The sequence below is a fragment of the Streptomyces griseicoloratus genome, assembly GCF_014534645.1.
Lineage (GTDB): Bacteria > Actinomycetota > Actinomycetes > Streptomycetales > Streptomycetaceae > Streptomyces > Streptomyces griseicoloratus.
Genome location: NZ_JACVQF010000215.1, coordinates 30941 through 43473, shown reverse-complemented (window position 1 = coordinate 43473; position 12533 = coordinate 30941). Strand labels below are relative to the sequence as shown.

Below are 12533 nucleotides of genomic sequence, written 5' to 3'. Positions count from 1 at the left end.
GCCGACGGCCCGGCATGAGTCCTGCATGAGCGAGGGGCGGTGGGAGCGACCGCGGCGCCGAACGGCGTCCGTCGCCCCCACCGCCCCTCACGCGGTGCGGCTCAGCCCGGTCAGACGGCCGTGGCCGGGTACGTCGGGTACTCCACCCCGGAGACGTGCTGGACGACACGGACGACCTGGCAGGAGTAGCCGAACTCGTTGTCGTACCACAGGTAGAGGATCGCGTTGTCGCCCTCCACCTTCAGGGCGCCCGCGTCGACGATCGAGGCGTGGCGCGAGCCGATGAAGTCGCTGGAGACCGCGTCGGGCGCGCTGATGAAGTCGATCTGGCGCTTGAGCGGCGAGGTCAGCGACACCTCGCGGAGGTGGTCGAGGACCTCCTCGCGGGTGGTCTCGCGGGCGAGCTGGAGGTTGAGGATCGCGATCGAGACGTCCGGCACCGGCACCCGGATCGAGCTGCCGGTGATCTTCGCCTTGAGGTCGGGCAGCGCCTTGGCGACGGCGGAGGCGGCACCGGTCTCGGTGATGACCATGTTCAGCGGCGCGGAACGGCCACGGCGGTCGGACTTGTGGTAGTTGTCCAGCAGGTTCTGGTCGTTGGTGAACGAGTGGACGGTCTCCACGTGACCGCGCAGCACGCCGTACTCGTCGGCCATGGCCTTCAGCGGCGGGACGATCGCGTTGGTGGTGCAGGAGGCGCAGGACAGGATCTGCTCGTCCGGCTTGATGGTGTCGTGGTTGACGCCGTGGACGATGTTGGGGACGTCGCCCTTGCCCGGCGCGGTCAGGACGACCTTGTCGATGCCGGGGCGCAGGTGCTTCGACAGGCCCTCGCGGTCGCGCCACTTGCCGGTGTTGTCGATGAGGATCGCGTTCTTGATGCCGTACGCCGTGTAGTCGACCTTCGTCGGGTCGTCGGCGTAGATCACCTTGATCGCGTTGCCGTTGGCGACGATCGTGCTGTTGTCCTCGTCGACGGTGATCGTGCCCTGGAACTGGCCGTGCACGGAGTCGCGGCGCAGCAGCGAGGCCCGCTTGACCAGGTCCTGCTCACCACCGCCGCGGACGACGATGGCGCGCAGCCTGAGGCCGTTGCCCGAGCCGGCCTTCTCGATGAGCAGGCGGGCGACGAGCCGGCCGATGCGGCCGAAGCCGTACAGGACGACGTCGCGCGGCTCGCGGCGGTCTATCTTGTTGGCGCCCGTGGCCCCGGCGACGGCCTCGGCGGTGAACTCCGCGACCGACAGGCCGCGGTCGTCGGCCTTGTAGGTCGCGGCGAGCATGCCGATGTCGATCTGGGAGGGGCCGAGGTCGAGCGTGGTCAGGGCCTCCAGGAAGGGCAGCGTCTCGGTGACCGACAGCTCCGCGCCGGCGATCTGCCGGGCGAACCGGTGGGTCTTGAGGATGCTGACCACCGACTTGTTCACGAGGGAGCGGCTGTGCAGCAGGACGGTGACGTCCCGCTCGCGGTGCAGCTTCCCGATCATCGGGATCATCGACTCCGCGATCTCCTCGCGGTGCTTCCAGTTGGTGAACGAGTCGTCGTTGACAGTCACGTCTCTATCTTTCGAGCTAGGCGGCGCTCATATGCTAACCCCACCGCGCTCGGTGATCGATCAAGTGGGCGCGACTGTGATCAATTGCGCAGGTCCGGGCTCCCCGCCTCGGGCCGCGAGCCGGGCGAGCGCGGCCACCGAAGCGTCAGCGTGCGGTACCCCAGGTGTGGGCGACGTCGACCACGAGACGGTCGTCCACCGTCAGCACCCGGAAGGGCAGCCGGGCGCGCACACCCAGCCCGATCTGCGTCTCGCCCTCGAAGCTGCCGGCGAACCGGGCGTCCCTCAAAGTGCGGTACCCGGCGAGGTCGACGTGCGGCAGCGGCCTGCCCACCTGCCCGGGATACGTGGGGGCGCCGGTCTCGGGCCGGTAGCCGGGCGCGGCGACCCGTACTTCGAGCACGGCACCGCCGGCGACCGGGATCGGGCGGCCCGAGCCGTCCTGGTGGAGCCGGTCGACGTAGCGGACGGTGTGACCGAGCCGGCCGGCCCGCGCGCCGGGCACGTCGACGACCAGCCGGTCGAAGCACGCGTGGCGACCGGTCCTGACGTTCTGCACCGGGACCGTCGTCGCCGTGGCCCGGGTCTTGTCGAGGCTGCCCCAGCCGCTCGGGCACGTCGTGCTCCGTGCGGCCGCGGCGGCCTGAGCGGCCGGGGCGGCGTCGGCCGAGATCGTGGCCGCCCCGAGGGCGGTGCCCGTGAGTACGACCGCCACCCATGCCGTTCTGCTGCGTCGCATGGTGTCCCCCCAGGATGCGCATGTTCCGGTATTGGCTGAGACGGGTTGATTGACCGAAAGGTTGCGTTCCCGGCTTTCCTGGTGGAGACACTCTGGCGAGTCAGCGGTCCAGTTCCTCCTCGACGGGCGGCTTCGGCACCTCGCGCAGATGCTGCGACTGGCCTGGCTTGCCGCCCGCACGGGCCTGTTCGGCCCGCTGCGCGGGAGACGTGCCGAGGTCGGAGGCGGGGTCCACCCGCACCGACCGGGCCACCTCCTCGCGGTTGGCGTAGCTCTCGGGCGGAATGCCGCGCAGCGCCGCTACGGCGTCCTGCGAGGCGCCCGACCGGCGCGCCGCCTCGATCAGCTCGTCCTTGCCCGCCGGGAAGTCGACGTCCTTGATGGCGTCGACCACCTCTCGGGCGCTCGTGGTGCGGGGCATGAGTGCATCTCCCAGTCCGTGTGTCGGCCCCGGTGGGACGTTCCGGACCATCCGGGTAACCGCCGAGCCTCGGTAATCACATTCCGGCCATACCGGTACGAACCGGTCGCGTGCGGACGATCACAGAGTCCCGCGTCGAACAGGATTGCCCACGGAACGACCGGGTACGCGAGGCTGGACCGCGCCCGCGCCGATCATGTCCGGGCGGGCCGCACGACCGCTGCTACCAGGGAACCTGCCATGGACACACCCGCGAACGACAACAACGTCACGCCCGCCCAGCGGGCTCTGGACGCGCTCGCCGAGAACACGGAGGACACGGCGGCGTTCGACACGCTCGCGAGCAGCGACGTGCTCGTGCCGGTGCCCGACGACGCGAGCGACCAGGACGCCGCCGATCCCGCGATGCTCGCACTGCCGGTACTGGAACAGCAGGGCGGCCGACAGGTGGTGCCCGTGTTCACCTCGGAGCTGGAGATGGCCGGCCTGCTGCCGTTCGTCTCCCGCTACCGTGTGGTGCCGCTCGGCGCACTCGCCGCGCAGTGGCCGGCCGAGGACCTGTCGCTGTCCATCGACGCCGGCTCCGAGCACCGCCTGACCCTCACCTCGGACGGGGTGCGCACCCTGCTGGCCCGTCCCTAGCGTCCGGCCGGCCGGCGGGCGCTAGGCGTCGCCGCGATCGTCGCCCAGCATGCGGGCCAGCACGGCCCGCTGCAGCGGCAGCACCTCGGCGTGCAGGTCGCGGCCCCTGCGGGTCAGGGCGACCCAGACGCCGCGCCGGTCCTCGGCGCAGATGGACCGCTCCACCAGCCCGTCCTTCTCCAGCCGGGCGATGAGCCGGGACAGCGCGCTCTGGCTGAGGTGGACACGGCCGACCAGGTTCTGCACCCGGCACTGGTCGCCCTCCTCGGGCGCCGCGGTCGCGAGGATGTCCAGTACCTCGAAGTCGCTCGCGCCCAGGCCGTGCGGGTGCAGTGCGCGGTCGATCTCGCACATCGTGCGCGCGTGCACCGCGAGGATGCCGCGCCACCGTTCCTCCAGCCGGGCATCGGCTGTCTTCACTGCCATACCTGCACGGTAACACCGAAACGACATTTCCTTGACCGTGCAACTAGTGCGCAGGGCAGCCAACGTGGAGACCCCCGCCGGCCACGACAGGCCCTCTCGCACACCGAGGCCGAAAGTCCCACCGGCCCCCGGACGGCCGTCAGCGTGCCCGGGTCCGGACGGAGGGCGTTCGCCGCCGGCGCGCCGTGCGGCGGGGTCATGCACGTGACGCCGCCGCACCGTGGCCGCGGACGTCCTCATTGCTGTTCGGACCGGCGCAGCCGCGGCCTCACGGCCCGCCTGCACCGGCACCCAGGGGGCCGGCGCCGCTCGGAGCCTCTTTTGCCGGGCACCGGCACCGCGCGGTGGACACCCGGTGCGCCCGCACCCGGACCGCCGGTCAGCGCGCCCGGGCCCTGGCGGGCAGTGGCGCTCGGAAGGGCCGTCGCCTCCCTGTGGCCGTCTGCACCGGCCAGCGGGCGGCGCGGCCGGTGTTCGGTGCGTCTGGGGCGTCGGGGGTGTGGCCCGTACCCGGAGCGCCGGTCAGGCGCCCCGGGCCGTGGCGGATCGGCTCGGCGTGCTGGGATCGCCTCGCGTGCTGCCGGTGGCCTTGCGATGGCGTCCGGCAGGGATTTCGGCTTCGTCAGGTCGACTTCCGTCGTACCAGCTCCGTCGGCAGGATCACCGCTGCCGGGTCCTCGCCGCCGATCTGGGCCAGCAGGACCCGGACCATCTCCGCGCTGATGCGGTCCCAGGGCTGCCGGATGGTGGTCAGCTCCGGGCTCGCGGCGACCGCGGCGGGGGAGTCGTCGAACCCGCCGACGGCCACGTCCTCCGGCACCCGCCGCCCCGCCCGCTGCAGGGCCGCCAGCACGCCCTGCGCCATCAGGTCGGAGGCGACGAACACGGCGTCCACGTCCGGGGCCTGCGTGAGCAGCCGCTCCGCGCCCGCCTCGCCGCTGGCCCTGCTGTAGTCGCCGGAGACGACGAGCCGCTCGTCGAACCCGACCCCGGCCTCGTCGAGCACCTCCCGGTAGCCGGCCAGGCGCTCGACACCGCCCGGGGTGTCCAGCGGGCCGGTGACCACGCCCACCCGCCGGCGCCCCAGCGACAGCAGGTGCCGCACCATGTCCCGGGCGCCGTCCCGGTCGTCGGCCGCCACGTAGCTCACCTTCGACCCCAGCCCGATCGGCTTGCCGCACGCCACCAGCGGCACGCCCGCCGCGCGCAGCTCCTCGGCGACCGGGTCCCCGGAGTGGCTGGAGACCAGCAGGACCCCGTCGACGTGCCCCGCCGTGATGTACCGCGTGATGCGCCGCCGTTCGTCCCGCGTCCCGGCCAGCATCAGCAGCAGCGGGATGTCGTGCGCGGCCAGCGCCTGGGTGCAGCCGCGCAGCAGGACGTTGAAGTTGGGGTCCTCGAAGAACCGCTCCTGCGGCTCCGTCAGCAGGAAGCCGACCGAGTCCGAACGCCCGGTGATCAGCGAGCGGGCGTGCCGGTTGACGACGTAACCCGTCTTGCGGATCGCGGCGTTGACGGCCTCCTGCGCTGCCGGGCTGACGTAGTGCCCGCCGTTGAGCACCCGCGAGACGGTGCCCCGCGAGACCCCCGCCTCGCGGGCCACGTCGTGGATCGTCGGCGGTCGGCGCCGGCCCCCCGTGTTGCTCATGGTCATGACTTTACGGCCCCGGAGAGCAGGTCGAGGCTCCAGAAGCGCTGGACGACCAGGAAGAGGGCGACCAGCGGCAGCACCGCGAGGAACGCCCCGGTGATCACCAGCGTGTACAGGGCGGGCGTGTTGGCGCCCTGTTCCAGCAGCGTGTGCAGGCCGAGCGTGATCGGGAACTTCTCGTCGTCGCTGAGCATGATGTACGGCAGCAGGAAGTTGTTCCACACGGCCACGAACTGGAACAGGAACACCGTGACCATCCCCGGCACCATCATCGGCAGCGCGATCCGGGTGAAGATCCGCCACTCGCTCGCCCCGTCCATCCGCCCGGCCTCCACCACGTCGGCGGGCACGGCCGCAGCGGCGTAGATCCGTGCGAGGTAGACGCCGTAGGGGGAGAGGATCTGCGGGAGCAGCACGGACAGGTACGAGTCCGTCAGGTCCGCCTCGGCGAGCAGCAGGTACTGCGGCACGGCGAGGATCACCGGCGGCATCAGCACGCCCGCGAGCAGCACGTTGAAGAGGGTCTCCCGGCCCCGGAAGCGGTAGGTCGCCAGCGCGTAGCCGCTGAACGCCGACACGACCGTGGACAGCAGGGCGCCGAGACCGGCGTACAGGGCGGAGTTGCCCATCCACTGCCAGTAGACGCCGTCCCGGTAGGCGCTCAGGTCGCTGACGTTGTCGGCGAAACCCGTGCCCGGCAGGAAGGTGAACGTCGAGAACAGCTCCCGGCCGGACTTGGTGGCCGCGATCACCACCCAGGCCACCGGCAGCAGGCAGTAGACCGCGCCGAGCAGCAGCGTGAGCGTCGGCAGCAGCGCGACACGGCGACGCAGCGGGGGCCCCTGCGCGGTGCCGGGCGTGGTGCCCGCCGCCGGCCGGGCCTTGCGGACGGCAAGGGAACTCATCGTGCTGCCTCCTGCTTGCTGCGCCGGTTAGCCGCCCGCAGGAACCCGAAGGACAGCACCAGCGTGGCGAGCGCGATGATCGCGGCCTGGGCGGCGGCCGCGTGGATGTCGCCCTTGCCGAAGGCGTCCTGGTACACCTTCATCAGCGGACTCCAGGTGGTGGAAACGGAGTTGGTGAGCGGCTTGAGGGTGGTCGGCTCGCTGAACACCTGGAGCGTGGCGATGATCGAGAAGAAGAACGTCAGCACCAGGGAGGGCGCCACCATCGGGATCTTGATGCGCAGCGCGATCTGCAACGGCGTGGCGCCGTCCAGCTTGGCCGCCTCGTACACCTCGGCCGGGATGGACTGCAGCGAGGTGTAGATGACGATCATGTTGAAGCCGGTGCCGCCCCAGACCGCGATGTTCGACAGGGCGAGGTAGAGCGGCCCGCCGTCCAGCAGGTCGGGCTGCGGCAGCCCCAGCCGGTCCAGGACGAAGTAGAAGGGGCTGACGTCGGGCAGGTACAGGAAGCCCCACAGCAGCGCCGCCACCACGCCGGGGATGGCGTACGGCAGGAAGATCGCGAGCCGGGTGACGGGCGTGAACCGCACCTTCTCCGAGTCGAGCATCAGCGCGAACAGCAGCGCGAGCCCCAGCATCACCGGCACGACGATGCAGCCGTAGCCGAGAACGCGCAGCGCGCCGTCCAGCAGTTCGCTGTCGGTGAGGGCGTCGGTGTAGTTCTCCAGGCCGGCCCAGACCTCCTTGCGGGCGCCGGAGCCCAGGCCCAGCCCGGACACCTCCACCTTGCGGAAGCTGAGCCAGACCGCGTAGCCGATGGGCAGGGCGAAGAACAGCAGGAACAGGACCGTCGCGGGGAGGAGGAAGGCATACGGGGCGCCCTTGACCCCGTACGGCCTCCGGCGTGCCGTCGTGCCGGTCACCGGGCTACCTCGAAGCCCTGCTTCTCCAGGTCGGCGACCGTCTCCTTCTGCATCGTCTCCAGGGCGGAGGCGAAGTCCGACCTGGTCTTGGCGGCGGTCCCGAACGCGTCCTTGAAGGCCGTGTAGGCGACGTTGACGTTCGGACCCCAGGCGGACGGTGCCGTCGTCTTCGCGATCTCGGCGGCCTTGGTGTAGAAGTCCGGCTGGTTGGCGAAGAACTCCGGCGGGTTGGTGAAGGCGCCGCTGAGCTGGGCCGAGGTGGAGGCCGGGTAGATGCCGCCCTCCTTGGCCAGCGCGTTGAGCGCGTCGGCGTCGGTGTTCAGCCAGGCGGCGAACTTCGCGGCCGCGTCCTTGTTCTTGGAGTCGGTGGTGACGCCGGTGGACGAGCCGCCCCAGCTGCCGGTGCGGTTCTCGCTGTCCGACCACTGGGGGAGCGGGGCCATGGCCCACTTGCCCTCGGTGTCGGGTGCGGCGGTGGTCAGCGTGCCGGGCGCCCACACGGCGCTGACCCAGGCGATCTGCCGGCCGGTGTTGAGCGCCTTGTTCCAGGCCGGGGTGTACATCGGCTGGTTGTCGATGGCGCCCTCCTTGACGAGGCCGCCCCAGAAGTCGGCGACCTTCCGGGTCGCCTCGTCGTCGATGCCGACCTTCCACTTCTCGCCCTCGGTCGTCCACCACTCGGCGCCGGCCTGCTGGGCGAGACCGGCGAAGAGACCGGAGTCGTTGGCGGAGAAGGTGGTGAGGTCCTTGTCGGGGGCCGCCTTCTTCAGCTTGCGCGCGGTCTCGGCGAACTCCTCCCAGGTGTTCGGCACCTTGAGGCCGTACTTCTTGAACAGGTCCTCGCGGTAGTAGAACATCATGGGCCCGATGTCCTGCGGCACGGCGTAGACGGCGTCCGTGCCCAGCGTGGTCTGCTGCCACACGCCCTCGGCGAACTTGCCCTTGGCGTCGCCGACCTCGCCCGATATGTCGGCCAGCGCGTCGTTGCTGACCAGTGTGGGCAGCGCCTGGTACTCGGCCTGGACCAGGTCGGGCGCCTTGCCCGCCTTGTGCGCCGTGAGGATCTTGGTGACCAGCGTGTCGCCGGACGCCTGCTTCTTCACCGTGACGGTGATCTGTTCCCTCTTGCCCGGGCCCTTGTTCCACAGGTCGACGACCTTGTCCATGCCGGGCGTCCAGGTCCAGTACGTCAGCGACACGGGCCCGGCCTGGGTGTCGCCGTCCTCGTCCGACGAGCCGCAGGCGGCGAGGGTGGTGGCGCCGAGCGCGACGGCGACGGCGGAAGTCACGAGGCGGCGGCGCTTCGTGTACGGCATGGATCTCTCCCCTGACCTGGGTCCCCGCCTGCTGCGAGGACCTGCCATGCTTCTGTGAGCGTTCACAGTAGAGAAACATCCCGGACACTTGTCAATGGTTGTTGCTGTGCGGTTATGTTGGCCTCGCACCGCCGACAGCGTGTGTGCACGTTCCCAATTGATCGATCACAACGGGAGACCATCCATGCCGGAGACCACCCCCAGGGGCCTCACCGGGCTCGCCTTCGGTGGGGACTACAACCCCGAGCAGTGGCCGGAGAGTGTCTGGCGGGAGGACGTCCGGCTGATGCGGGAGGCCGGCGTCACGATGGTGAGCGTCGGGATCTTCTCCTGGGCCCTGCTAGAGCCCGCTCCGGGTTCCCACGACTTCGGCTGGCTGGACCGGATCCTGGACCTGCTGCACGAGAACGGCATCCGCGTCGACCTCGGCACCCCCACCGTCGCCCCGCCCGCCTGGTTCTACCGGGCCCACACCGAGGCCCTGCCGGTGACCGCGGAGGGCGTGCGCTACGAGTTCGGCTCCCGCGCCGCGATCTGCCACAGCAACGCCGACTACCGCGCCGCGGCCGCGGACATCACCACCAGGCTCGCCGAGCGCTACGGCACCCACCCGGCCCTGGCGCTGTGGCACGTCCACAACGAGTACGGCGTCCCCGTCTCGGCCTGCTACTGCGACTCCTGCGCCGCTCACTTCCGCCGCTGGCTGGCCACGACGTACGGCACCGTCGACGCCGTCAACGAGGCCTGGGGCACGGCCTTCTGGGGCCAGCGGTACGCGGACTTCGACCAGATCAACCCGCCGCGCCTGACGCCCACCGTCGGCAACCCGGCCCAGGCGCTGGACTACCGGCGCTTCGCCGACGCCACGATGCGCGAGAACTTCCGCATGGAGCGGGACATCCTGCACCGCCTGTCTCCCGGCGTACCGGTCACCACCAACTTCATGACCGCGCTCAGCCAGTGCGACTCGGTGGACTACTGGGCCTGGGGCCGTGAGGTCGACCTGGTCACCAACGACCACTACCTGATCACCGACGGCCGCCGCACCCACGTCAACCTCGCGATGGCCGCCGACCTGACCCGCTCGGTCGCCGGCGGCGCCCCCTGGCTGCTGCTCGAACACTCCACCTCGGGCGTCAACTGGCAGCCCCGCAACCCCGCCAAGGCCCCCGGCCAGATGGCCCGCAACTCCCTCGCCCACGTGGCCCGCGGCTCCGAGGGAGCCATGTTCTTCCAGTGGCGGCAGTCCCGGCGCGGCGCCGAGAAGTTCCACTCGGCGATGCTCCCGCACGGCGGCACGGACACCCGCGTGTGGCGCGAGGTCGTGGAGCTGGGCGCCTCGGTCGACTCGCTGGCCCCGCTCCGGGGCACCCGCACCGAGGCCGACGCGGTGATGCTCTGGGACTGGCACTCCTGGTGGGCGCAGACCCTCCAGTGGCGCCCCAGCGAGGACCACGACCCGCGCGAGCGCGCCGACGCCTTCTACGAGGCCCTGTACGACCGTCACCTCACGGTCGACTTCGCCCACCCGGAAGCCGACTTGTCGGCACATCCCCTTGTCGTCGTCCCCGCGCTGTACCTGATGACGGAGGCGGCCGGGAACAACCTCAGGGAGTACGTCGAGGGGGGCGGCACCCTCGTCGTGTCGTACTTCTCCGGCATCGTCGACGAGCACGACGCCGTGCACGAGGGCGCCCACCCCGGCGCGCTCAGGGACGTGCTCGGGCTCACCGTCGAGGAGTTCTCGCCCCTGCTGGCGGGGGAGCGGGTGCGCGTCACCGGCCCGGACGGCTCCGAACTGAGCGGTGACGTCTGGACGGAGTTCGTCGTGCCGCGGGGCGCCGAGCCGGTGTGGACGTACGCCGACGGCCTGACCGCGGGCCGGCCGGCCGTCACCCGGCACCGCCTCGGCGAGGGCACCGCCTGGTACGTCTCCACCCGCCTGGGACCCGAGGGCCTGGACGCGATCCTCGGCCGGGCGGCCGAGGACGCGGGGATCGCCCCGCGCGACGACCTGCCCCGCGACGTGGAAGTGGTGCGCCGCACCGGCGAGTCCGGCACCTTCCTGTTCGCGATCAACCACACCGCCTCGGACGCCAAGGTGCCGCTGGAGGCGCACGGCACCGAGCTGCTCACCGGCGAGCGCGCCGCGGGCCGGCTCGCCGTCCCGGCGGGAGCCGTCCGGGTCGTACGCCTCGACGGCTGAGCCACGACTCGACTCCCCTCCGCCCGTGCGAGCACACGAGCCGCGGGCGGAGGGGGCCGTCTCTCGCGCAGGCCGTGGGAGGCGGCACTTCCTCACCCCGAACGTCGAAGGGACGACGGACGACGATGTTCCATCCCAGACGCACGCTCAAGGCCCTGCTGCCGCCGCTCGTGGCCGGGCTCGCCCTCACCGCCCTGCCCGCCCCGGCCGCCCACGCGGCGAGCACCCTCACCAACGGCGGCTTCGAGGCGGACGGCACGGGCACCGCCACCCCGAGCGGCTGGTCGGAGTACGGCTCGACGGGCGCCTCGTACGTCGAGGCCGGCGGCCACGGCGGAGACCACCGCCTGAGCCACTGGTCCTCCTCCGCCTACCGGGTCGAGACCTACCAGTACCTGTCCGGGCTCGCCAACGGCTCCTACCGGCTCACCGCCTGGGTCCGCTCCGGCGGCGGTCAGAACTCCGCGTACCTCGCGCTGAAGAACTGCGGCGGCGCCGAGCAGCGCACCGACCTGCCGGTCTCCGCCACCGGGTGGATCCGGATCGTCGTGCCGGTCCAGGTGACGAACAACCAGTGCACCGTCAGCGTCACCAGTGACGCGAACGCCGGCAACTGGATCAACGTGGACGACCTGACCCTGACGAAGGGCACCGCCGGAGTGCCGGTCAAGGGCGCGGACGTCTCCTCCCTCGCCAAGAGCGAGGCCAGGGGCGGCGTCTACCGCACCGCTTCCGGGGCGGGCGGCGACGCGCTCGCGATCCTGAAGTCCGCCGGCATGAACTACGCCCGCCTGAAGGTCTGGGTGAACCCGGCCGACGGCTACAACGACAAGGCACGCGTGCTGGCGACGGCCAAGCGGGTCAAGGCGCAGGGCATGAAGCTGCTGGTCGACTTCCACTACTCGGACACCTGGGCCGACCCGGGCGCCCAGAGCAAGCCCGCCGCCTGGGCCGGACACTCCTACGACCAGCTCAAGAAGGACGTGTACGACCACACGTACGACGTGCTCGGCGCGCTGAAGGCGCAGGGCACCGCCGCCGACATGGTCCAGGTCGGCAACGAGATCAACGGCGGCATGCTGTGGAGCGAGGGCTCCACGGACGACTGGCCCCGGCTCGCCGGACTGATCAACAGCGGATACGACGCGGTCAAGAAGGTCAACGCGTCGACACCCGTCGCACTGCACCTCGCCAAGGGCGGCGACCTGGCGGGCACCCGCTGGTGGTTCGACAACGCGGTCGCGCACGGCGTGCGGTTCGACGCCATCGGTCTGTCGTACTACGGCTACTGGCACGGTCCGCTGTCCGACTTCCAGACCACCCTGGACGACGCGGCCGCCCGCTACGGCAAGCCGGTCTTCGTCGCCGAGACGGCCTATCCGTTCCGGCTGGACAGCGAGGACGCGCACGAGAACATCATCGACACCGCCGCCGAACTGGTCCCCGGCTACCCGGCGACCACGGCGGGGCAGACGGCGTGGATGAACACGGTGGCGAACATCGTGGAGGCGGTGCCGGACGGCCGCGGACTCGGTGTCTTCTACTGGGAGGCGACCTGGACCGCGGTCCCCGGCAACGGCTGGGACCCGGCCGACCCGGCCTCCGGCAACGGCTGGGAGAACCAGGCCCTGTTCGGTTACGACGACAGGGCACTGCCGGCGACGGCGTGGTTCCGCCACCGCTGACGCCCCGGAAGGGCGCGGCCGGTCCGGTACCGGCCAAGGGCGGCGGAGTCCGGGACGGGC

General features: G+C 71.3%; 11 protein-coding genes. 3 read left to right on the top strand and 8 right to left on the bottom strand.

The genetic code is table 11. The annotated features are described in order from the left end of the window. Positions 1 to 110 precede the first annotated feature (110 nt). The 3 genes from H0H10_RS26210 to H0H10_RS26200 all read right to left on the bottom strand — a co-directional run bounded on the left by H0H10_RS26210 (position 111) and on the right by H0H10_RS26200 (position 2716). Entirely contained in the window at positions 111 to 1556 is a 1446-nt protein-coding gene (locus H0H10_RS26210; protein ID WP_188183583.1) for a glyceraldehyde-3-phosphate dehydrogenase, read from the bottom strand. Between the two features lie 145 nt (positions 1557 to 1701). Continuing rightward, positions 1702 to 2295, bottom strand: a complete 594-nt coding sequence (locus H0H10_RS26205; RefSeq protein WP_188183582.1) for an AMIN-like domain-containing (lipo)protein — start codon at positions 2293 to 2295, stop codon at positions 1702 to 1704. Positions 2296 to 2395: 100 nt separating this feature from the next. After that, positions 2396 to 2716: a DUF2795 domain-containing protein gene (locus H0H10_RS26200; RefSeq protein WP_188183581.1), complete on the bottom strand. Its 321-nt coding sequence runs from the start codon at positions 2714 to 2716 to the stop codon at positions 2396 to 2398. Positions 2717 to 2956: 240 nt separating this feature from the next. On the opposite strand from H0H10_RS26200, the gene H0H10_RS26195 reads away from it, so the two are divergent. Beyond that, positions 2957 to 3358: an SseB family protein gene (locus H0H10_RS26195; protein ID WP_188183580.1), complete on the top strand. Its 402-nt coding sequence runs from the start codon at positions 2957 to 2959 to the stop codon at positions 3356 to 3358. 21 nt (positions 3359 to 3379) lie between these two features. On the opposite strand, the gene H0H10_RS26190 is transcribed toward H0H10_RS26195, so the two are convergent. The 5 genes from H0H10_RS26190 to H0H10_RS26170 form a co-directional block, all read right to left on the bottom strand. Further along, entirely contained in the window at positions 3380 to 3784 is a 405-nt protein-coding gene (locus H0H10_RS26190; protein WP_188183579.1) for a MarR family winged helix-turn-helix transcriptional regulator, read from the bottom strand. A 622-nt stretch (positions 3785 to 4406) separates the two neighbouring features. Further along, positions 4407 to 5438: a LacI family DNA-binding transcriptional regulator gene (locus H0H10_RS26185; protein WP_188183578.1), complete on the bottom strand. Its 1032-nt coding sequence runs from the start codon at positions 5436 to 5438 to the stop codon at positions 4407 to 4409. Further along, a complete protein-coding gene (locus tag H0H10_RS26180) occupies positions 5435 to 6340 on the bottom strand; it encodes a carbohydrate ABC transporter permease (RefSeq protein ID WP_188183577.1) in 906 nt (301 codons plus the stop codon). Before H0H10_RS26180 ends, H0H10_RS26185 begins: the two co-directional genes overlap by 4 nt. After that, positions 6337 to 7266: a carbohydrate ABC transporter permease gene (locus H0H10_RS26175; RefSeq protein WP_188183576.1), complete on the bottom strand. Its 930-nt coding sequence runs from the start codon at positions 7264 to 7266 to the stop codon at positions 6337 to 6339. Before H0H10_RS26175 ends, H0H10_RS26180 begins: the two co-directional genes overlap by 4 nt. Then, entirely contained in the window at positions 7263 to 8582 is a 1320-nt protein-coding gene (locus tag H0H10_RS26170) for an ABC transporter substrate-binding protein (protein WP_188183575.1), read from the bottom strand. Before H0H10_RS26170 ends, H0H10_RS26175 begins: the two co-directional genes overlap by 4 nt. A 184-nt stretch (positions 8583 to 8766) precedes the next feature. On the opposite strand from H0H10_RS26170, the gene H0H10_RS26165 reads away from it, so the two are divergent. Together H0H10_RS26165 and H0H10_RS26160 are read left to right on the top strand one after the other, a co-directional pair. Continuing rightward, positions 8767 to 10788: a beta-galactosidase gene (locus H0H10_RS26165; RefSeq protein WP_188183574.1), complete on the top strand. Its 2022-nt coding sequence runs from the start codon at positions 8767 to 8769 to the stop codon at positions 10786 to 10788. A 125-nt stretch (positions 10789 to 10913) separates the two neighbouring features. Further along, the gene (locus H0H10_RS26160; protein ID WP_188183573.1) at positions 10914 to 12473 is read left to right on the top strand and encodes a glycoside hydrolase family 53 protein; all 1560 of its coding nucleotides are present in this window, start codon (positions 10914 to 10916) and stop codon (positions 12471 to 12473) included. The last annotated feature ends 60 nt before the right edge of the window (positions 12474 to 12533 follow it).

What these genes read in the sequence shown, in the direction of transcription:
- H0H10_RS26205 (WP_188183582.1), bottom strand. Translation starts at nt 2,295, where the DNA reads ATGCGACGCAGCAGAACGGCATGGGTGGCGGTCGTACTCACGGGCACC.
- H0H10_RS26200 (WP_188183581.1), bottom strand. Translation starts at nt 2,716, where the DNA reads ATGCCCCGCACCACGAGCGCCCGAGAGGTGGTCGACGCCATCAAGGAC.
- H0H10_RS26195 (WP_188183580.1), top strand. Translation starts at nt 2,957, where the DNA reads ATGGACACACCCGCGAACGACAACAACGTCACGCCCGCCCAGCGGGCT.
- H0H10_RS26190 (WP_188183579.1), bottom strand. Translation starts at nt 3,784, where the DNA reads ATGGCAGTGAAGACAGCCGATGCCCGGCTGGAGGAACGGTGGCGCGGC.
- H0H10_RS26185 (WP_188183578.1), bottom strand. Translation starts at nt 5,438, where the DNA reads ATGACCATGAGCAACACGGGGGGCCGGCGCCGACCGCCGACGATCCAC.
- H0H10_RS26180 (WP_188183577.1), bottom strand. Translation starts at nt 6,340, where the DNA reads ATGAGTTCCCTTGCCGTCCGCAAGGCCCGGCCGGCGGCGGGCACCACG.
- H0H10_RS26170 (WP_188183575.1), bottom strand. Translation starts at nt 8,582, where the DNA reads ATGCCGTACACGAAGCGCCGCCGCCTCGTGACTTCCGCCGTCGCCGTC.
- H0H10_RS26165 (WP_188183574.1), top strand. Translation starts at nt 8,767, where the DNA reads ATGCCGGAGACCACCCCCAGGGGCCTCACCGGGCTCGCCTTCGGTGGG.
- H0H10_RS26160 (WP_188183573.1), top strand. Translation starts at nt 10,914, where the DNA reads ATGTTCCATCCCAGACGCACGCTCAAGGCCCTGCTGCCGCCGCTCGTG.